The sequence below is a fragment of the Actinomadura meyerae genome, assembly GCF_900188445.1.
GTDB lineage: Bacteria > Actinomycetota > Actinomycetes > Streptosporangiales > Streptosporangiaceae > Spirillospora > Spirillospora meyerae.
The window spans coordinates 456,311-475,420 of the sequence record NZ_FZOR01000001.1 but is presented as its reverse complement, the minus strand read 5'-3'; the positions used below and the strand labels follow the sequence as shown (position 1 = coordinate 475,420).

Below are 19,110 nucleotides of genomic sequence, written 5' to 3'. Positions count from 1 at the left end.
GCTCTCTCCACTGGTCATCGGGCCGCCTCCGGGGCGGCCTGGACGGCGGGACGGGGACCGGCCGGGGCGGCGGCGTCCAGGGCGCGGGCGAGGCGCCTGCGGGCCCGGTGCAGCCGGACGGCGAACGCGGGCACCGAGCAGCCCACGACCTTCGCCGCCTGGCGCGGTTCCAGGCCGTGCCAGTTCACGAGCGCGAGGACCTCCAGGTCGCGCTCGGACAGCCCGGCGATCGCCGCGAGCGCGGTCTCGCGCTCCACCACGTGCTCGGCGACGTCCCAGGCGGCGAGGTCGGCGGGCGTCGCCAGCGCCCGGATCCGGTCGGCCAGGGCGTGGCCGCGCAGCCGCCGGTCGCGCTGCTTGTGCAGCAGGTTGCGGGCGACGCCGAGCAGCCACGGCAGCGGCGGGTCGGCGATGTCGTCCAGCCGCCGCCAGGCGATCAGGAACGTCTCGCCGGCGATGTCCTCGGCGGTGTGCGGTTCGGCGCGGGTGAGCGCGTAGGCGAGGACGCGGCGATGGTTCTCGTCGTACAGGCGGGTGAACCGTGATTCGGGATCATCCACGAGTACCTCCCGTCGGGGTCGGTTGTCGTGAGGTAATCCCGGGCGGGCGGTCCCGTTTACACGCGCGCCGCGCCTTTCTCAGCGGAAGCCGGGTCTCAGCGGAGCCGGGCGAGGCGCTCCACGGCCTCGTCGATGACCTCGTCCTTCTTGCAGAACGCGAACCGGACGAAGTGGGCGCCGGCCTCGGCGTGGTCGTAGAACACCTGCGTCGGGATCGCGACGACGCCCGCCTTCTCCGGCAGGGCGCGGGCCAGCTCCATGCCGTCGGTGAAGCCGAGCGGCCGGATGTCGGCCTGCACGAAGTAGGTGCCCTGCGGCCGGTACGCCGTGAACCCGGCGGCCTCCAGGCCGGTGATGAGCCGGTCGCGCTTGGCCTGCAGCGACTTGCGCAGCTCCTCCACCCACGGGATCTCGTTGCGCAGCGCGTACGCGGCGGCCCGCTGGTAGGGGGCGCTGACCGCGTAGGTGAGGAACTGCTTCACCGTCTGGACGGCCCGGACGTAGCGGGCGGGCGCGGTGACCCAGCCGGTCTTCCAGCCGGTGACGGAGAACGACTTCCCGGCGGACGACACCGACACCGTCCGCTCCCGCATCCCGTCGAGCGCGGCCAGGGGGATGTGCTCGGCGCCGTCGAAGGTGAGGTACTCGTACACCTCGTCGGTGATCGCGACCAGGTCGTGCTCGCGGCACACGGCCGCGATGGCCTCCAGCTCGCCGCGCGTGAAGACGGTGCCCGCCGGGTTGTGCGGCGAGTTCACCAGGATCGCGCGGGTGCGGGGGCCGACCGCCGCCCGCAGCTCGTCGGGGTCGAAGGTGAACCGCCCCTCGACCGGGCGCAGCATGACGGGCCTCCGCACGGCCCCGGCGAGCGCGACGACGGCCGCGTAGGAGTCGTAGTACGGCTCGAAGACGATGACCTCGTCGCCGGGCCCGGCGAGGGCGAGCACCGACGCGGCGATGCCCTCGGTGGCGCCCACGGTCACGTACACCTCGGTCGCCGGGTCGTACTCCAGCCCGTACCGGCCGAGCCGCTGCGCCGCCACCGCCTCCCGCAGCTCCGGCACGCCCGGCCCGGGCGGGTACTGGTTCCCGCCCGAGCGGATGGCCCCGACCGCCGCGTCCAGGACACCGGCCGGGCCGTCCTCGTCCGGGAAGCCCTGGCCGAGATTGATCGCCCCGGTCCGGACGGCCAGGGCCGACATCTCAGCGAAGATCGTTTCGCCGAATCCCTGCATGCGCGCTACGAGAGGCTCACCCACGCCGACCAGGGTAACGGCGGGGCACGCGGCGGCGTCAGATCCAGCCCATGCGCTCGGCGGCGCGGACGGCGGCGAGGCGGTTGGACTCGTCGAGCTTGCTCATGGCGGTGGACAGGTAGTTGCGGACGGTGCCCTCGGACAGGTGCAGGGAGGCGGCGATGCGGGCCGTCCCGGCGCCGGTGCCGGTGAGGCGCAGGACCTCGCGCTCGCGCTCGGTGAGCGGGTTGTCGCCGGCGGCCATGGCGCCGGCGGCGAGCTCGGCGTCCAGGTAGCGGCCGCCGCCGTGGACCTTGCGGATGGCGGCGGCGAGCTCCTGCGTGGGGGCGTCCTTGGCGACGAAGCCGCGGACCCCGGCGGCCATGGCGCGGCGCAGGTAGCCGGGGCGGCCGAAGCTCGTGAGGATGCAGACGGCGCAGCGGGCGCCGGAGGCGTGCAGCTCCTCGGCGACGGCGAGGCCGTCCGCGCCCGGCATCTCGATGTCCAGGACGGCGACGTCCGGGTCGTGCGCGGCGACGGCGGCGGCGACCTCGTCGCCCCGGCCGACCTCGGCGACGACCTCCAGGTCGGCCTCCAGGCCGAGCAGCGCGGCGACGGCGCCGCGGATGAGGTGCTCGTCGTCGGCGAGCAGGACGCGGATCACGCTCCCCTCCCGGCGGGCGCCGCGGCGGGCACGGGGTCGTCGCCGGGCGCGGGCAGCGGTACGGCGGCGCGCAGCAGGAACTCGTCGCGGCCGCGCCGCCCGAAGGCGACCTCGCCGCCGAGCACGGCGGCGCGCTCGGCGAGCCCGGTCAGCCCCGAGCCGCCCGGCCCGCCGGCCGCGCGGGCGCCGTCGTTCACCATCTCCAGCACCACGGACCCGCCGTGGGAGGTGATGGAGATCGCGCAGCGGCGCGCCTCGCTGTGCTTGATGACGTTGGTGGCGCCCTCGCGGATGACCCAGGCGAGCACGGAGCGGACCTCGGGCGGCAGCCCGTCCGGCGGGGCGCCGGCCTCGCAGCGGACCCCGGCGGCCTCCAGCACCGCCCGCACCCCGGCCAGCTCGGCGTCCAGCTCGACCGCGCGGTACCCGCTGACGGCGGCGCGCACCTCGCGCAGCGCCTCCCGGGCGGCGTGCCGGACGTCGGCCATCTCGGCGCCGGCCCGCTCGGGGTCGGTGCCGGCCATCCGCATCGCCAGCTCGCTCTTCACCGCGATCAGCGACAGGCTGTGGCCGAGCAGGTCGTGGAGGTCGCGGGAGAAGCGGAGCCGCTCCTCGGTGACGGCGAGCCGGGCGAGGGCGTCGCGGGCCGCGTGGGTCTCGCGGTGCATGTCCCACATGCGGCGCTGGTAGAGGTTGACGAACGCGACCACCGCGCAGACCGCGGTGTAGAGCACGAACAGGATCGGGAAGACCCCGTACCAGGGCATCCCCCCGTGCGCGCCGAGGCGGTCCGCGGCGACGGTGGAGACCGCGCCGCTGTACGCGCCGGTTGCCGCGCAGAGGGCGGCGAGGCGCCCGCGGCTCATCGGCGTCAGGACGACGGCGGAGAGCCAGAACACCGGGACGATCGTGAACCAGGGGCTGACGAGGAGCATCAGGCTCAGCGCCGCGGCGACGGCGCCGCTCACCGCGATGTCGGCGCGGGACGAGCCGCCCTCCAGGCCCGTCCGGACGAGCCTGCGGTAGGAGAAGGCGAGCGCGCCGAACCCGGCGAGCACGGCGGCGGCGACGGGCGCGCCCACGTCGCCGTCGGCGTAGGCGGCGCCGAGCCCGGCGACGAGCGGCGCGACGAAGCCGACGGCCGCGAACATGAACGACCGGTAGGTGACGCGCCGGTACCGCTCCAGCCTCCGGGTGTCCTGTTCTTCGAGATCCGCCGTGGTGGCGACCGTCATGTGCCGTTCCTCCTCTCAACGCAGGGTAGTACCGCTGGTCAGGCGTGCCGCGGCTCCCAGCGGAACCAGCGGGCGGCGAGGGCGCGGCCGAGGGCGCCCCAGAGGACCAGGTAGAGGAACGGCCGGACGCAGGCGAGCCATCCCTGCACGATGCTCAGCGACGGCTGCGGGGCGCCGTGGTGGACGAAGTCGCGGCCGAAGTACCCGGTCCGGACGATCTCCACGACCGGGTTGAGCGGGACGGCCCGGCACACGTGCTGGAGCCAGCCCGGCAGCTCCTCCAGCGGGAACATCACCCCGCCGCCCAGCAGGCAGCCGAACATGATCGGCAGCACGGTGAGCTGCGCCAGCTCCGCGTTCGGGGTGAGGCCGGAGACGGCGAAGGCCAGCACGGCGAAGACGGCGGCGCCGCCGGCGAGCCCGGCGAGCAGCAGCACCGGGTCGGCGGGGAACCGGCCGCCGAACGCGGCGGCCAGCGCGACCAGCAGCGCGAGGGCCTGCACGGCGTACACGGCGGTCGCGGTCAGCACGCTGCCGCCGGTGATCTCGGCGTCCGAGAGCGCGGTGCCGCGCAGCCGCTTGAGCGTGCGGTCCTCGCGGCGGGCGGTGAAGACGTTGACGAGGTTCATGAACACCGCGAAGACGAGGAAGAACCCGAGGTGCCCGGTGCCCTGGAGGAGGGCGCCGTCGACGCCGCCGATCTCCTGGCCCCGCATCGGGACGAGCATCGCGGCGAACAGGACCGGCAGGCCGGCCACGGTGAACAGCGCCGTCCGGTTGCGCCAGAGCAGGGTGGCGTCGAGGCGGGCGACGCGGAGCACGGCGGAGGGGTTCATCGGGCGGCTCCTTCGGCCGTGCGGAGGAAGACGTCCTCGAGGGACGCGCTGCGCGCCTCCAGGCCGTCCAGGGTGAGGCGCCGGCCGTCGGCCCAGCGCAGCAGGTCGTACAGGCACGCCTGGAGGCCGGCGCCGGTGACCGCGTAGGAGGCGACGGCCCGGCCGCCGTCGACGGAGATGGACGCGCGGGCGCCGCGCAGCTCCGGCAGCTCGGCGACCTGGACGGTGCCGGGGACGCGGAAGCGGATGCGGTCGCCGTGCCCGGCGACGACCTCGCCGACCGTCCCGGACGTCTCGATCCGGCCCCGGTGCATGATCGCGAGCCGGTCGGCGAGGTGCTCGGCCTCCTCCAGGTAGTGCGTGGTGAGCAGGACGGTGGTGCCGTCCGCGACGAGGCCCCGGACGGTCGTCCAGGTGGCCTGCCGGGCCTCGGGGTCCATGCCGGTGGTGGGTTCGTCCAGGAAGATGACCTGCGGGCGGCCGAGCAGCGCGAGGGCGAGGTCGAGGCGGCGCTTCTGGCCGCCGGAGAGCTGCCGCACCCGCACGCCGGCCTTCCCGGCGAGCCCGGCGACGGCGATGGCCTCCTCGGCGCCGCGCGCCGCCGGGGTGAAGCCGCGCCAGTGCTCGACGGTCTCGGCGACGGTGAGGTCGGCGAAGAAGCCGCCGTCCTGGAGCATGATGCCCATGCGCGGGCGGACGGCGCGGCGCTCCCGGTACGGGTCGTGCCCGAGCACCCGGACGGTGCCCGCGTGGGCGGGCCGGTGCCCCTCCAGGGTCTCGAGCGTGGTCGTCTTGCCGGCGCCGTTGGTGCCGAGGAGGGCGAACAGCTCGCCCTCCCCCACCTCGAAGGAGATGCCGGCGACGGCCTCGAAGTCCCCGTACCGCTGGCGGAGACCGGTGACGGTGATGGCCGGATCGTTCATGCGCTCCAGCCTCGCGGCCGCGGGCGGCGGCCGGTAGGAGCCGGTGTCACCGGTTCCGGCGGCGCCTGTCAGGCGATCGGCATGACAGGTGTCATGCCGCTCAGCTCGCGACGCTGACGACGCGGCCGATGGAGGAGTCGTCGGCCATCTGGTCGAGGAGGGCGACGGCCAGGTCGGCGCGGGCGATGGTGGCGCCGCCGAGCACGTTGCGGTCGATCGCCTTGCGGTAGCGGCCGTTGCCGGGGCCGTTGGTGAGGCGGGGCGGGCGGACGATCGTCCAGCGCAGCCCGGACTCGCGGACCAGGGCCTCGGCGGCGCGCATGTCGGCGAACGCGTGCTTGAGGAGCGGCTGCAGGACCAACGGCTTGACGACGAACCGGGTGAGCGGGTCGTCGCCCGGCCCGGCGTGCAGCCCGGCCGCGCTGACCAGCACGAACCGGTCGGCGCCCGCGGCGCCCATGGCGGCGAGGACGCTGCGGGCGCCGTCGGCGCAGACGGTGGTCGGGGCGCGGCCCTCGCGGGTGCCGAGGGCGGACAGGACGGCGTCGCGGCCCTTGACCGCCTCCTCGATCGCGGCCGGGTCCATGGCGTCGGCCTGGACGACCTCGGCGCAGGCGCGCAGCTCGTCCGGCAGCCGCGCGGGGTCGCGGACGACGGCGGTGACGTGGTGCCCGGCGTCCAGCGCCCGCCGGACGGTGAGGACGCCGGTGCCGCCGGTCGCTCCGAAGATCGTGATTCTCATCGTGGCCCCCTGGGTGAGTGAGTGTTTACTAACCCTTAGCATGGTGAGTGTTCACTCACCTGTCAAGGGAGCCCTATTGAGCGCACGGGAGCGGATCCTCGACGCCGCGGCGGACCTCATGCGGCGGCACGGCGTCCCCCGCGCCACCACCAAGGAGATCGCGAAGGCGTCCGGCTACTCCGAGGCACTGCTCTACAAGCACTTCCGCGACAAGGAGGAGCTGATGCTGAGCGTGCTGAAGGAGCGGATGCCGCCGTTCACCGCGATGGCCGTCCCCGGCGAGGGCACCGTGGAGTCGAACCTCGTCGCGGTCGTCCACGGCGCGCTGCGCTTCTACCGGCTGACGTTCCCGATGATGGCCTCTGTGGCGGCGCAGCCGGCGCTGCTGCGCGCCACCCGCGAGGCGCTGCGCAAGTACGGGGCGGGCCCGCGGGAGCCGGTGCAGGCGCTCGCCCGGTACCTGGAGGCCGAGCGCGGGCTCGGCCGGGTCGCCGCCGGCGCGGACGCGCAGGCGGTGGCGGCGCTGCTCATGGGGGCGTCCTTCCAGCAGGGGTTCCTGCACTACTTCGCCGAGGGCGACGACGGCCCCGACCTGCCGGAGTCGTTCGCGCGCGGCCTCGTGCGGCCCGTCCTGGCGGAGGTCCTGCCCTAGAGCTCGCCGAGGCGCGTCTTGACGACCTTGCCCATCGCGTTGCGCGGCAGCGCCTCGACCAGATGGACGGTGCGGGGCCGCTTGTGCGCCGACAGCCGCTCGGCGACGAACCCGATGAGCTGGTCCGCGGCGACGCCGTCGGCGACGACGTAGGCGGTGACCTGCTCGCCGAGGTCGTCGTGCGGGGTGCCGACGACGGCCGCCTCCCGGACCGCCGGATGCGCCAGCAGCGCGTTCTCGATCTCGCCGGCGCCGATCCGGTACCCGCCGCTCTTGATGAGGTCGGTGGACGCCCGCCCGACGATGCGGTGCCAGCCGTCCGGACCGATGGTCGCGATGTCGCCGGTGCGGAACCAGCCGTCCCGCGCGAACGACTCCGCGGTGGCCTCGGGCCGGTTGAGGTAGCCCTTGAACAGCAGCGGCGCACGGACGTGCAGCTCGCCGGGCGTCTCCCCGTCGTGCGGGACGGGAGTGCCGTCCTCGGCGACCAGGCGCGTCTCGACACCGGGCAGCGGCGTGCCGACATAGCCGGGGCGCCGGTCGCCGTCGGCGCGCGCGCTGACCGTGATGAGGGTCTCGGTCATGCCGTACCGCTCGACGGGCCGGTGCCTGGTGAGTCCGGAGAGCCGCTCGAAGACCGGGACGGGCAGGGGCGCGCTGCCGGAGACGAGGAGCCGCGCACCGCGCAGCGCCCCGGCGGACGAGGGGTCGGCCGCCGTCCTCGACCAGACCGTGGGCACGCCGAAGAACAGGCTGCCGCCGTCGTTCCGCGCCGCCGCCGCGTACAGCTCCGGCTTGGGACGTCCCGTGTGAACGAGCGGCGACCCCACACGCAGGGGCCCGAGCACACCGAGCACGAGGCCGTGCACGTGGAACAGGGGCAGGCCGTGCACCAGGACGTCGTCGGGCGTCCACGCCCATGCCTCGGCGAGCGCGTCCAGCCCGGCGGCGATCGCGCTCCGGGAGATGAGCACGCCCTTCGGCGCGCCCGTCGTCCCGCTGGTGTAGAGGATCAGCGCGGTCGCGTCGGCCGGGACGCCGGACGCCCCTCCCCCGCCCCGGCGGGGCAGGGCGTCGACCTTGACCAGGGGCGGCTCGCCGTCCACGGGCTCCGCGCCGCCGGCGGCGAGGATCATGCTCGCGCCGGAGTCGCCGAGGATGTGGGCGCGCTCCGCGGGCCCCGAGTCGGGCGGCAGCGGCACCACCGGGACGCCCGCGAGGAGGCCGCCGACGACCGCCGCGACCGTCTCCGGCGACGCGGTCGCGTGCACGGCCACGGCGTCCGCGCCCCGGATCTCCGCGGCGACGGCGGACGCCCGGTCGAGCAGGTCGTCGCGCGCCAGCTCCCGGCCCGCGACGCGCACCGGGCCGCCGGTCTCGCCGAGCAGGTTCGTCATTCGCCCCTCTCCTTCTCCTCCAGCCAGGCCAGGACCGCGTCGTTGTGCTCGCCGAGCAGCGGCGGCGCGGAGTGCTCGCGCGGCGGCGCGCCGTCGAAGCGCAGCGGCGGGCCGGGCAGCTCGATCCGGCCGAGCCGCGGATGGTCGACCTCGACGACGAGGCCCTGCGACCTCGTCTGCTCCCACTCGTAGACCTCGTCGATCGACCGGATCGCCCCGGCCGGGACGCCCGCCCCGTCCAGCCGCGCGAGCCACGCGCCGCGCGTGTCCCCGGCGAGGACGCGCTCGATGTCGGCGGTCAGCTCCGCGCGCCGGGCCGCGCGGTCGGGGATCGTCGCGTAGCGCGGGTCATCGGGGTCGAGGCCGACGAGCGGCGCGAACCTGCGCCACAGGTTCTGGTTGGCGACGCCGATCTGGATCTGCCCGTCCTTGCAGCGGAACGTCCCGTACGGGGCGATGGACGGGTGGTCGTTGCCCACCGACTCGGGCGCGTCGCGGGCGACGGTCCAGCGCGTGCCCTGGAACATGTGCGCGCCGACCACCGAGGCCAGCAGCGACGTGCGCACGACCGCGCCGCGCCCGGTCCTGGTGCGCTCGTAGAGGGCGGCGAGGACGCCGGTGACGCCGTTGTGCGCCGCGAGGATGTCGGCGATCGACAGGCCGACCTTGCTCGGCGTGCCGGGCGGCCCGGTCACGCTCATGATCCCCGCCTCGCCCTGCACGATCGCGTCGTAGCCGGGCCGGCCGCCCTCCGGGCCGTCGTGCCCGAACCCGGTGATCGACAGGACGACCAGGCCCGGGTTCAGCTCGTGCAGCCGCCCGACCGGGAAGCCGAGCCGGTCGAGCACGCCGGGCCGGAAGTTCTCCACCAGCACGTCGGCGTGCCGGACCAGCCGGGCCAGGACGCCGGCGCCCTCGTCCGACTTCAGGTCGAGGGTGATCGACTCCTTGTTCCGGTTGATCGACAGGTAGTAGGTGCTGACCTGGTCCTCGCCCGCGAACGGCGGCCCCCAGCCGCGGGTCTCGTCCCCGCCGCCGGGGTGCTCGACCTTGATGACGCGGGCGCCGAGGTCGGCGAGCGCCATGGTGGCCTGCGGGCCCGCCACCACGCGGCTGAGGTCGACGATCACGACGCCTTCGAGCGGTCCGGGCAAGGACGTCCTCCTTCGCGGGTGGGGCACCTGGAAGTATGCCGTCCGTGCCGCATCCCGCGATCCCCCGCCCCGCGACCTACCCCGCGCTCGCCGCGCGCCTGCTCGCGCTGCCGCCGTCCTGCGGCCCCGCGCGGCTGGTCGCGGTGGACGGCCCGAGCGGCGCGGGGAAGTCGACGTTCGCCGGGCACCTCGCGGAGGCGCTGGTGGGGGCGCCGATCGTCCGCTCCGACGACTTCCGGGTGCCGTGGGACGCCGACCCGCTCACCTGGTGGGAGCCGCTGCGCGCGTCCGTCCTCGACCCGCTCCGCGCGGGGCGCCCGGCCCGCCTGCGCCGCTACGACTGGCACCGCGACGGCTACGGCCCCGAAGAGGAGATCGCGCCGCCGCCCGTCCTCATCGTCGAGGGCGTCGGCTCGGCCTGGGCCGGCTCGCCCGCGGCGTACCGGATCTGGATCGACGCCCCCTACGGCGTCCGCCAGGCCCGCGCCCTCGCCCGCGACGGCCTGGAGTACGCCGACGCCTGGGAGCGGTGGGCGACCCGCGAGGCGGAGTTCTTCACCGAGGACGGCACCGAGGCCCGCTGCGACCTCCGCGTGGACGGCACGGCCTTCACCCCGCACCGCTTCGCGGTCCTGCCGCCCCGCTGACCGGCGGCGGCCGACGCGGACGGCGCGGCCGGCGCGGGTGAGCGGGGGTCAGGACGGGCACGGGCTGCGCTTCGACGCGGTGCTCAGCCGCACCGGCTCGTCAGGGCGCGCGGGGACGGCGGCGGGTCTCGCGAGCGCGGTCAGCATGAGGGCGGCCGCGGTGGCGGCGGCGGCCACGGCGACGCACGCGACGAAGCCGTCCCCGAGGTCGCCGGTCGCGCCGAGGAGCGGGCCGAAGGCGGCGACGCCGATCGCCGACCCGACCTGCCGGGACGTGTTGAACACCGCGGACGCGGCCCCGTGCAGCGCGGGCTCGACCGCCTCGATCGACTGCGAGGTCATGGTGGGCACGAGGAGGCCCGAGGCGAAACCGGCGGGGACGAGCGCGAGGGTCATGGGCCAGAGCGCGGTGAGCGTCCCGGCCCACGCCACGGCGACGAGGGCGGCGGTCAGGGCCCCCAGGCCGATCGCCAGGACCGCCCGGCGTCCGGTGCGCAGGGCGAGCGGGCCCGCGCTGAGGCCGCCGAGCGAGATGAGGCCGGTCAGCGGCAGGAACAGCAGCCCGCTCTCCAGCGCGCCGAGCCCGCGGCCCTGCTGGAGCATCAGGCTCAGCGCGAACAGCAGCCCGTAGAAGGCGAAGTTGAACAGGGCGCCCTGGCCGGCCGCGGCGAGGAACCGGCGGTCGCGGTGGACGCCCGGCGGCAGGAGCGGCGCCGGGGAGGTGCGCTCGACCCCGGCGAAGGCGGCGAGGCCCGCGGCGGCGAGCGCGGCGGCGGTGACGACCGCCGGGCTCGCCCAGCCGCGCGCGGGGGCCTCGATCAGCGCGAAGACCAGCCCGCCGATCAGCACGGTCGCGGCGGCCATCCCGGCGATGTCGAGCCGCCGGGCGCGGCGCGCGACGGCCGGCATCCGGCGCAGCGCCCACACCAGCGCGGGCACTCCGATGACCACGTTGACGGCGAACACGGCCCGCCAGTCCGCGAGCGCGACCAGCCCTCCGCCGAGCAGGGGCCCGGCGGCCATGCCGGCGCCCCCGGCGGCGGCCCACCAGCCGACGAGCCGGGCCCGCGCCCGCTCGTCGGCGGCCGACGCCGTCGCCAGGACGAGGGCGCTCGGCAGCAGCAGGGCCGAGCCCGCCCCCTGGACCAGCCGGGCGATGTTCAGCACCGCCATCGAGGGGGCCGCCGCGCACACCGCCGAGGACGCGGTGAAGACGACGAGCCCCGCCGCGAAGGCGCGCTTCGCGCCGAGCGTGTCGGTGATCGCGCCGGCGCCGAGCATCACGGCGGCGAAGGACAGCGTGTAGGCGTTCACGGCCCACTCCAGCTCGGAGCGGGTGGCGTCCAGGTGCGCGGCGAGCTGGGCGAGGGTCAGATGCACGATGGTGCCGTCCACGAAGACCATGAACGACGCGACCAGCGCGAGCACCACGACACCCCGGCGGTGTTCGATGGGGCGACGGTGTTCGACGGGCCGACGGTGTTCGATAGGCATAGAACAACTCTAGACACGAGTTTGATCTTCGTCGAACACGTCGCCTACCCTGGAAGCGAGGAGGAACCATGGCACCGCCCCCGGCACCGCCCGAGTCGCTCGAGGTCATCGCCGTCCTGCAGGCCCTCGCCGACCCGGTGCGCCTCGACCTCGTCCGGCAGCTGAGCGAGTCGGACGCGCCGATCGCCTGCGGGCGCTTCGACGCCCCGGTGGCCAAGAGCACGCTCAGCCACCACTTCAAGATCCTGCGGGAGGCGGGCGTCATCGCCACCCACCGCGAACGCGGCCAGGCCCTCAACGTGCTGCGCACCGCGGAGCTGGAGGCCGCGTTCCCCGGCCTCCTCGGCGCCGTCCTTCCCGGCGTCCGCGCGCACGTCGCCTGACGGCCCCCGGCCGCCTTCAGCGGTCCGCCAGGGTCAGAGGAACCGGCGGATGGGGGCGATCGACAGTTCCTTGGCGCGCTGGGCCAGGGAGCGCCGGGCCCAGCGCGCGTGGTCGACCCGCTCGCTGCGGGCCAGGTCCGCGTCGAAGTGGGCGTCGAGCGTCGCGGTCAGGTCCTCGTCGATCACCGCGAGCATGACCTCCTCGTCGTGGTCGAGGGACCGCCGGTTGAAGTTCGTCGAGCCGAGCAGGGAGACCATCCCGTCCATCGTGATGATCTTGGTGTGCAGCATGGACGGCCGGTACTGGTGGACGCGCACGCCGCAGCCGAGCAGCGTCTCGTAGTTGCGCTGGCTCGCCAGTCGGCTCACCCGCTTGTCGGCGTGCGGGCCCGGCAGGAGCAGCTCCACCTCGACGCCGCGGCCGGCCGTCTCGCACAGCAGGTCGATGAAGTAGGAGTCGGGGGCGAAGTAGGCGGTGGCCACCCGCAGCCGCCGCTCCGCCAGCTGGAGGACGACTCTGAAGAGGGTCTGCATGTCCTGCCAGCCGAGACTGGCCGAGCCCCGGACGACCTGCACCACGGCGTCGCCCGCCGGCTTGTGGACGCCGAACCGGTCGCGGTCGTCGAACAGCACGTCGTCGACCTCGGCCCAGTTCTGCGCGAACGCGGCCGCGATGCCGTCGACCGCGGGCCCGCGCACCCGGAAGTGGCTGTCGCGCCATTCGTGCTCGTCGCGGGCGTCACCGCACCACTCCTCCGCGATGCCGACCCCGCCGGTGAACGCCGTGCGCTCGTCCACCACCAGCACCTTGCGATGGCAGCGGTGGTTCTGCTTGAACGGCGAGCGCGTGACGGGCTTGCGGAACCACCTGACCGTGACGCCCGCCCGGTCCATCCTGTCCAGGAGGTCCCTCTCGATCTGGAGGCTGCCGATGCCGTCCAGGAGCAGGCGGACCCGCACCCCGGCGCGCGCACGCTCCGACAGCGCGTCGGCGAACCGGTGGGCGATGTCCCCGCGCCAGTACACGTAGGTCATCATGTCGATGGTGTGCCGCGCTCCCGCGATCTCGTCCAGCATCGCGGGGAAGATCTCATCCCCGTTGACGAGGGGGGTCACAGCGTTGCCCTCCGTCGCCGCCACGCCGATGAGCCGCTCCAGGGACCGGCGGATCCGGTGCGCTCGATCGGCGGCGGCCGAGGCGGCGGCGGTCGAGGGGGTGGCGGCCGAGGGGGTGCCGGTTGCGGTCTCGGGCTCCGCCGGACGTTGCTGGGGGACGGTCATTCCGGCCTCTTCTCCTTGCAGTGCCGTCGGCGACCGGCCGTCCCCGCACGGCACGCCGGGGATCCGCGGCCGGTCGCTCGGCGGGGATTCGTCCCCCGGTCCGCGCATTTCATGCCAAGTACATTCATCTGCCGAAATCCGCATGACGGTGTGATCTCGGTCGGTAGCTTGGCGTCATGAACGCTGACGGCCTTGCACACGGGATCGGTCCTGCCGCGAAGATCGCGCTGAGGCGGGCGGCGGCCGAGGACGACGAGGAGGCCGCGCCCCTGTGGTGCTCGCGCCTGGCGCAGTCGGGGATGGTCGAGGCGGCCAGGCGTCACTTCCGCCCGGCCGCGGAGGAGGGGGACCTCGCCGCGGTCAAGTGCATGGTCTGGCTCGCCTGGGAGGCCGGCGAGGACGGTGACGCCGGGACGTGGCTGGAGCGCGCCGCCGGAACGGGCGACCCGTGGGCGATGTACGGGCTGGGGCGGTCCGTCCCGGACCCGGACGAGGCGGAGCGCTGGTACCGCCGGGCGGCCGAGGCGGGTCACGCGATGGCGATGAACAACCTGGGGTCGCGGCTCAGCCGCGCCGGCCGGCGCGAGGAGGCCATGTCCTGGTACCGGCGCGCCGCCGAAGCCGGAGTCGACCTCGCGATGAACAACCTCGCCGTCCAGCACGTCCTCCAGGGCGAGAACGCGGACGCCGAGCGGTGGTTCCGGCGCGCCGCCGACACCGGCAGCGCCGACGGCATGGCCAACCTGGGGCGCCTGAAGCTGGAGGCGGGCGACGTCCAGGACGGCGAGGCGTGGCTGGCCAAGGCGGCCGCGAAGGGGCACCGGGGCGCCATGGAACGGCTCGCCGAGCTCCGGGCCGGAACCGACCGGTGACGATCGGCGCGGATCGCCTCGCCGCCTCCGGCCGCGCACCCGAACGGTGAGGCGCCCGGCATCGAGGCGGGCGGCGGCCGAGGCGGGGCTGGGGTCCGTCCGGCGCGTCCACCGGCAGCGTCGGGGGTGGCCCGACTGGAGCGACCTCCTCCCGTGGGTTCTCGGCCTCGCCATGGCGGCGGGCGCTGTCGCCGCCTTCGACTGGCGGTACGTCCTCCTGCTGCCCGCGCTGGTGTGGGCGGGCCTGGCCCTCTGGGTCCGCTTCGGGCCGGTGGACGGCTCGCGGCACCGGTTCATCGTGTGCGATGACGGCCTGCTGGTGTGGAACCGGGACTCCTCCACCGCCATACCGTGGGACGCGCTGGCGACGCCCGAACTGGGGCCGAAGCAGTCGGTCATACGGCTGTCCTGGACGGACGGCGCCGAAGAGCGGTCCGTGTTCGTCGGTCCGGTGAGCGCGGCCCGGGACCTGGCCAGGGCCCTGGAGCGCCGGGGGCCGGTGCGGGCGTCGCCGCGTCCACGGCTGGTGTCCGCGGCGGCCTGCCTGGCGGTGCTCGTGCTGGTGGGCTGGATCGTGCAGCCGTGGCTCGTCCGCACCGTCCTCGGGGAACGGCCCGAGCGTCTCAAGGACCTCGCGCGGCTGTGCTGGCGGCAGGACCGCCCGTTCGAGCGTGCCGCGAAGTATGCGGGGGCGGGCCCGCATCCGCTGGTCTTCTTCCGGGAGGGCGCGGGCCGTCCGGAGTTCGCGACCGCGGGCGAGGGTGGGAGGCACCCCGCGCCGGACGAGGTGGAACTGGTGGCGTGCAGCTACCCGGCGGGCCGGGTCTCGGACAAGCCGATCCAGGTGTGCCTGTACAGGGGCGGCCTGCGCACCGAGTCCTACCAGGGCCGCCACCGGCTCGACGTCTACGAGGCCCGCACCGGCCGCCTCGTCGGACGGCGGATGCTGACGGGCCGCGCCAAGGTCGACGAGTGCGCCCCCGCCAAGCTCGTCTACGGCCCGCCGCCCCACAACGACGTACTGCGGGCTGAGACCTACCCCCCGATGACGGATTACCAGACCGCCCTGCAGCCGTTCATCGCCCCTTAGCGAGCGTTCAGTCGAGGGTGTCGACGTCGGCGGAAGCGGCACCGTCGGCGAGGCGCGGGTAGCCGGGGCCTCGGTCGAAGAACGGCACGGGGCCGCGGTCGGCTCGCAGGCGCGCGCGCAGGGCTGCGGTGGCCTCGTCATCGACGGTGGCCTCGTCGTCGACCGTGCCGTCCTGGAGCACGACGCCGTAGTCCTCGCGGGCCCCTTCGAGGGAGACCTTGCCGTCGCGGACGTCGGCGGCCACGCGGGACGGGTCGCGGTTCAGCGGGTCGCCCCAGCCGCCGCCGCCCGTGGTGCGGATGCGGATGGTCTGGCCCGCTTTGACCGGGTGGTCGTCGACGAGGCCGTCCATCTCCTCGCCGTCGATGTCGACGCGGAAGGGGCGTCCGGCCCGGCCGCCGTTGACGCCCCAGCAGGACAGGATCGACCGGTCGGCGATCGACATGTAGCGGGCGTCGCGGAGCATGCGGATGTGCTTGTCGTAGCCGAGGCCGCCCCGGTGCTCCCCCGGGCCGCCGGAGTCGGTGGCGAGGCCGAGGCGCTCGACGACGAACGGCCAGCGGGCCTCGGCGAACTCGGCGGGGATGTTGCGGGAGTCGGGCACCACGTGGATGGTGTCCTCGCCGTCGGCGTAGTAGCGCCCGCCGGAGCCGCCGCCGAGGACCTCGCGCATGAGGTAGGGGCCGCGGTCGTCCTCGCCGTAGACGCCGGTGTAGCGGATCGTCTCCTGGTCGGCGGGCATCCGCCCGTTCGTGGCCTTGGCCAGCACCCCCGCGAGGACGCCCAGCAGCCGCAGGATGACGAACGTGCGGGCGTTGGTCGGGGCCGGGAAGACGGGCGTGAGGAGCGTCCCCTTCCCGGGGAAGCGCATCTCGATGAGGGGGACGACGCCCTCGTTGACGTCCAGCTCGGCGGCGCGCTCGGGCGTGTCGGCCAGGTTCCGCAGGACGGGCGCCAGCCACTTCTTCAGGAAGACGCCGTCGGCGTAGTCGCCCGCGTGGTTGATCGGCCCCTTGGCCTGCGGCGAGGTGCCGGTGAAGTCGATGACCAGCGGGACGGCGGCCGACTTGTCGACGGTGAGCGTGATCCGCTGGGCGTGCAGGCGGGGCGGGTCGACGCCGTCGTGCTCGGCGTAGTCCTCCCAGGTGAACGTGCCGTCCGGGATCTTGGCGAGCAGCTCCCGGCGGAACGTCTCGGTCGTGCGGTCGATGATCGCGTCGAAGCAGTCCTCGACGGCGGCGCGGCCGTAGCGGGCGAACAGCTCGCCGAGGCGGCGGGCGCCCATCAGGCAGGCCGAGCACTCGGCGTCGAGGTCGCCGGCGAGCGAGTCCGGCATCCGCGAGTTGCGGGTCATGATGGCGAGGGCCGCCTCGTTCGGAACGCCCCGGTCCCACAGCCTGATCGGCGGGACCATCAGGCCCTCCTCGAACGCGCTGCGGGCGTGGCTCGGCATCGAGCCGGGGACGGCGCCGCCGATGTCGTCGTGGTGGCCGAACGCCTGGACGAACGCGACCACCTCGCCGTCGTGGAACACCGGCACCGTGACGCACAGGTCCGGGAGGTGGCCGATGCCGCCCTCGGAGAGGTACACGTCGTTGTGGAAGAACACGTCGCCCGGCCGCATGGTGTCGAGCGGGAAGTCGCGCGCGATCGGCTGGACGAGCGCCGAGTACGAGCGGCCGGTGAGCTTGCGGAGGCGGCGGTCGTGGATGCCCGCGCGGAAGTCGTGCGCGTCGCGGATCATCGGGGAGCGCGCGGTGCGCGCGATCGCCGTCTCCACCTCGCGCTCCACCGAGGCGAGGGTGCCCTCGACGATCTCCAGCAGGATCGGGTCGGTCATCGCGTCACCACCAGGTTTCCGTAGCCGTCGAGCCGCGCGGTGAAGCCGGGGTGGAGGGGCAGGGTGGAGCCGAACTCCTCGATGACGGCCGGGCCCTCGATCACGTCGCCCGGTGCGAGGCTCTCGCGGCGGTAGATCGCCGTCTCCTCCCAGGCGTCGAAGTAGACCTTCCGGGTGCCGGTGCGGGCGCGGGACGGGTCGCCGTCGCCCGGCGGGCGCTCGGCCAGGCGCGGCCGCTCGAGCGGGCCGATGCCGGAGACGCGCAGGTTGACCCACTCGACCGGATGGCGGGGGTCGTCGCGGTAGCAGTAGCCGTAGAGGGCCTCGTGCGCGTCGTGGAACCGGCGGACGACCTCCGCGCGGAACGCCTCGCCGGGCGTCCCGGCGGGCGCGGGCACCCGCACCTCGAACGCCTGCCCGCTGTAGCGCAGGTCGGCGGAGCGGGCGAAGCGGCGGCCGCCCTCCGGGAACCCCTCGCGGGCCAGGGCGGCGGACGCCTCGGCCTCCAGCGCGGCGTAGCCGTCGCCGAGGAGCGCGGGGTCGAGCTCGGCGTCCCGGGCGACCCGCGTCCGCACGTAGTCGTTCTTCACGTCCACCGTGAGCAGCCCGAACGCCGACAGGTTGCCGGGGTTCTCCGGGACGACGGCGGCGGGCAGGCCGAGCACGTCCAGCAGGCGGCAGGCGAGCAGCGGCCCCGAGCCGCCGAACGCGACGAGCGGGTAGTCGCGCACGTCCAGGCCCCGCTTCACGGTGATCCGCCGGATCGCGTTCGCCTGGTTCCACGCCGAGATCTCCAGGATGCCCGCGGCGGCGCGCTCGACGGGCAGGCCGAGGTCCGCGGCGAGGGCGCCGAGCCCGGCGCGGGCCGCGTCCGCGTCGAGCGGGACCTCGCCGCCGAGCAGGTGCGGCGGGATGCGGCCGAGGACGGCGTGCGCGTCGGTCACCGTCGCCTCGGTGCCGCCGCGCCCGTAGCAGAGCGGCCCGGGGTCGGCGCCCGCGCTGCGCGGGCCGACCTTCAGCGCGCCCTCGGGCGAGCGCCAGGCGACCGAGCCGCCGCCCGCGCCGACCGTCACGATGTCGATCATCGGGATCTTCACCGGGTGGCGGCCGACCGCGCCCTCGGTGGTGAGGGTCGGCTCGCCGTCCAGGACCACGGCGACGTCGGTGGACGTCCCGCCGCCGTCCAGCGTCACGACCGAGCCGCGACCGCTGTGCGCGACGACGAACGCCGCGCCGAGCGCGCCCGCCGCCGGACCGGACAGCACCGTCGTGACGGGCTGCCGCGCGACCTCCTCCGCCGACAGGACGCCGCCGTTGCTCTTCATCACCAGCAGGCGGGACGCGACGCGCTCGGCGATCCGGGCGAGGTAGCCGCCCATCGCGGGCTTGACGGCGGCGTCCACGAGCGTCGTCACCGACCGCTCGTACTCGCGGTACTCGCGCAGCACCTCGCACGACAGCGACACGACGGCGTCCGGGTGCTCGCGGCGCAGGACCTCCCGCACGGCCAGCTCGTGCGACGGGTCGGCGTAGGAGTGCAGGAGACAGACCCCGATCGCGCGGATCCCCCGGTCGCGGAACCAGCGGGCCGCCGCGACCGCCGACGCCTCGTCGAACGGGCGGATCTCCGCGCCGGTGTGGTCGAGCCGCCCGCCGACCCCGCGCACCCGGTGCGGCGGGACGATCCGGGGCGGCTTCACCCAGAAGTAGCTGTTGCCGTAGCCGTCCGGGACGCTCTGCCGCGCGATCTCCAGGACCGCCTCGAACCCCTCGGTGGTGATGAACCCGAGGTCGTCGATCCGGTCCTCCAGGAGCCGGTTCGTCGCGACCGTGGTGCCGTGCGAGAGCACCGCGACGTCCTCCGGCCCGGCGCCGAGCAGCCCGAGCACCTTGGCGACGCCGGCCGCGAACCCCTCGGCGGGGTCGGCGGGCGTGGACGGGGTCTTGGTGGTGGTGAGCCCGCCGCGCTCGTCCAGTGCGACCACGTCGGTGAACGTCCCGCCCGTGTCGATCCCGATCCGCAGCCGCCTCGCCATGGTGAAGGGTCTACCGGACGGCGGCCACCAGGGAAACCGTCGCAATCTGCCAACGGGCGCGCCGTCCTT

Annotated in this window: 18 protein-coding genes; 5 read left to right on the top strand and 13 right to left on the bottom strand. The window is 75.0% G+C overall.

All coding sequences use genetic code 11. The features are described 5' to 3' along the window. Positions 1–14: 14 nt before the first annotated feature. From CHF16_RS02150 to CHF16_RS02120, 7 genes are all read right to left on the bottom strand, one after another. Complete coding sequence (locus tag CHF16_RS02150) at positions 15–560, bottom strand: RNA polymerase sigma factor (RefSeq protein ID WP_089324149.1); 546 nt, start codon at positions 558–560, stop codon at positions 15–17. Positions 561–655: 95 nt separating this feature from the next. Beyond that, entirely contained in the window at positions 656–1,819 is a 1,164-nt protein-coding gene (locus tag CHF16_RS02145) for a pyridoxal phosphate-dependent aminotransferase (protein ID WP_089324148.1), read from the bottom strand. Between the two features lie 34 nt (positions 1,820–1,853). Next, on the bottom strand, positions 1,854–2,459 hold the full coding sequence (locus CHF16_RS02140; RefSeq protein WP_089324147.1) for a response regulator transcription factor: 606 nt from the start codon (positions 2,457–2,459) through the stop codon (positions 1,854–1,856). Further along, a complete protein-coding gene (locus tag CHF16_RS02135; protein ID WP_089324146.1) occupies positions 2,456–3,694 on the bottom strand; it encodes a sensor histidine kinase in 1,239 nt (412 codons plus the stop codon). The genes CHF16_RS02140 and CHF16_RS02135 overlap by 4 nt, the downstream gene beginning before the upstream one ends. 38 nt (positions 3,695–3,732) lie before the next feature. Beyond that, on the bottom strand, positions 3,733–4,530 hold the full coding sequence (locus CHF16_RS02130) for an ABC transporter permease (protein WP_089324145.1): 798 nt from the start codon (positions 4,528–4,530) through the stop codon (positions 3,733–3,735). Further along, a complete protein-coding gene (locus tag CHF16_RS02125; RefSeq protein WP_089324144.1) occupies positions 4,527–5,453 on the bottom strand; it encodes an ABC transporter ATP-binding protein in 927 nt (308 codons plus the stop codon). The genes CHF16_RS02130 and CHF16_RS02125 overlap by 4 nt, the downstream gene beginning before the upstream one ends. 100 nt (positions 5,454–5,553) lie before the next feature. Then, positions 5,554–6,195: an NAD(P)-dependent oxidoreductase gene (locus CHF16_RS02120; protein WP_089324143.1), complete on the bottom strand. Its 642-nt coding sequence runs from the start codon at positions 6,193–6,195 to the stop codon at positions 5,554–5,556. Between the two features lie 76 nt (positions 6,196–6,271). Here CHF16_RS02120 and CHF16_RS02115 point away from each other — a divergent pair, with 76 nt between their 5' ends. Next, positions 6,272–6,847, top strand: a complete 576-nt coding sequence (locus CHF16_RS02115) for a TetR/AcrR family transcriptional regulator (protein ID WP_218826495.1) — start codon at positions 6,272–6,274, stop codon at positions 6,845–6,847. Here the strand turns inward: CHF16_RS02115 and CHF16_RS02110 are convergent. Next, the gene (locus CHF16_RS02110; RefSeq protein WP_089324141.1) at positions 6,844–8,244 is read right to left on the bottom strand and encodes an acyl-CoA synthetase; all 1,401 of its coding nucleotides are present in this window, start codon (positions 8,242–8,244) and stop codon (positions 6,844–6,846) included. The two genes, CHF16_RS02115 and CHF16_RS02110, sit on opposite strands and share 4 nt — an antisense overlap. Beyond that, positions 8,241–9,398 (bottom strand): CaiB/BaiF CoA transferase family protein, encoded by a 1,158-nt coding sequence (locus CHF16_RS02105; RefSeq protein ID WP_089324140.1) that lies wholly within the window; start codon positions 9,396–9,398, stop codon positions 8,241–8,243. The genes CHF16_RS02110 and CHF16_RS02105 overlap by 4 nt, the downstream gene beginning before the upstream one ends. A 44-nt stretch (positions 9,399–9,442) precedes the next feature. Between CHF16_RS02105 and CHF16_RS02100 the strand changes: the two genes are divergently transcribed. Then, positions 9,443–10,045 carry a uridine kinase family protein gene (locus CHF16_RS02100; RefSeq protein ID WP_245868151.1) on the top strand — a complete coding sequence of 201 codons (603 nt, stop codon included), beginning with the start codon at positions 9,443–9,445 and terminating at the stop codon, positions 10,043–10,045. A 48-nt stretch (positions 10,046–10,093) separates the two neighbouring features. Here CHF16_RS02100 and CHF16_RS02095 read toward each other — a convergent pair whose 3' ends face one another. After that, entirely contained in the window at positions 10,094–11,473 is a 1,380-nt protein-coding gene (locus CHF16_RS02095; RefSeq protein WP_179271344.1) for an MFS transporter, read from the bottom strand. Positions 11,474–11,607: 134 nt separating this feature from the next. Here CHF16_RS02095 and CHF16_RS02090 point away from each other — a divergent pair, with 134 nt between their 5' ends. Continuing rightward, positions 11,608–11,922 (top strand): ArsR/SmtB family transcription factor, encoded by a 315-nt coding sequence (locus CHF16_RS02090; protein WP_089324137.1) that lies wholly within the window; start codon positions 11,608–11,610, stop codon positions 11,920–11,922. A 33-nt stretch (positions 11,923–11,955) separates the two neighbouring features. Here the strand turns inward: CHF16_RS02090 and CHF16_RS02085 are convergent, their stop codons facing one another. After that, positions 11,956–13,203 (bottom strand): phospholipase D-like domain-containing protein, encoded by a 1,248-nt coding sequence (locus CHF16_RS02085; RefSeq protein ID WP_089324136.1) that lies wholly within the window; start codon positions 13,201–13,203, stop codon positions 11,956–11,958. Positions 13,204–13,379: 176 nt separating this feature from the next. Here CHF16_RS02085 and CHF16_RS02080 point away from each other — a divergent pair, with 176 nt between their 5' ends. Continuing rightward, positions 13,380–14,075: a tetratricopeptide repeat protein gene (locus CHF16_RS02080; protein ID WP_089324135.1), complete on the top strand. Its 696-nt coding sequence runs from the start codon at positions 13,380–13,382 to the stop codon at positions 14,073–14,075. A gap of 172 nt (positions 14,076–14,247) precedes the next feature. Next, the gene (locus CHF16_RS02075; protein WP_089324134.1) at positions 14,248–15,165 is read left to right on the top strand and encodes a hypothetical protein; all 918 of its coding nucleotides are present in this window, start codon (positions 14,248–14,250) and stop codon (positions 15,163–15,165) included. 7 nt (positions 15,166–15,172) lie between these two features. On the opposite strand, the gene CHF16_RS02070 is transcribed toward CHF16_RS02075, so the two are convergent. Together CHF16_RS02070 and CHF16_RS02065 are read right to left on the bottom strand one after the other, a co-directional pair. After that, the gene (locus CHF16_RS02070; RefSeq protein WP_089324133.1) at positions 15,173–17,005 is read right to left on the bottom strand and encodes a hydantoinase B/oxoprolinase family protein; all 1,833 of its coding nucleotides are present in this window, start codon (positions 17,003–17,005) and stop codon (positions 15,173–15,175) included. Continuing rightward, a complete protein-coding gene (locus CHF16_RS02065) occupies positions 17,002–19,041 on the bottom strand; it encodes a hydantoinase/oxoprolinase family protein (protein ID WP_089324132.1) in 2,040 nt (679 codons plus the stop codon). The genes CHF16_RS02070 and CHF16_RS02065 overlap by 4 nt, the downstream gene beginning before the upstream one ends. Positions 19,042–19,110 lie beyond the last annotated feature (69 nt).

Excerpts from the sequence above, each read along its gene's own strand:
- CHF16_RS02110 (WP_089324141.1), bottom strand. The coding sequence starts at position 8,244 with ATGACGAACCTGCTCGGCGAGACCGGCGGCCCGGTGCGCGTCGCGGGC.
- CHF16_RS02090 (WP_089324137.1), top strand. The coding sequence starts at position 11,608 with ATGGCACCGCCCCCGGCACCGCCCGAGTCGCTCGAGGTCATCGCCGTC.
- CHF16_RS02080 (WP_089324135.1), top strand. The coding sequence starts at position 13,380 with ATGAACGCTGACGGCCTTGCACACGGGATCGGTCCTGCCGCGAAGATC.
- CHF16_RS02065 (WP_089324132.1), bottom strand. The coding sequence starts at position 19,041 with ATGGCGAGGCGGCTGCGGATCGGGATCGACACGGGCGGGACGTTCACC.
- CHF16_RS02085 (WP_089324136.1), bottom strand. The coding sequence starts at position 13,203 with ATGACCGTCCCCCAGCAACGTCCGGCGGAGCCCGAGACCGCAACCGGC.
- CHF16_RS02135 (WP_089324146.1), bottom strand. The coding sequence starts at position 3,694 with ATGACGGTCGCCACCACGGCGGATCTCGAAGAACAGGACACCCGGAGG.
- CHF16_RS02070 (WP_089324133.1), bottom strand. The coding sequence starts at position 17,005 with ATGACCGACCCGATCCTGCTGGAGATCGTCGAGGGCACCCTCGCCTCG.
- CHF16_RS02075 (WP_089324134.1), top strand. The coding sequence starts at position 14,248 with ATGGCGGCGGGCGCTGTCGCCGCCTTCGACTGGCGGTACGTCCTCCTG.
- CHF16_RS02125 (WP_089324144.1), bottom strand. The coding sequence starts at position 5,453 with ATGAACGATCCGGCCATCACCGTCACCGGTCTCCGCCAGCGGTACGGG.
- CHF16_RS02120 (WP_089324143.1), bottom strand. The coding sequence starts at position 6,195 with ATGAGAATCACGATCTTCGGAGCGACCGGCGGCACCGGCGTCCTCACC.
- CHF16_RS02130 (WP_089324145.1), bottom strand. The coding sequence starts at position 4,530 with ATGAACCCCTCCGCCGTGCTCCGCGTCGCCCGCCTCGACGCCACCCTG.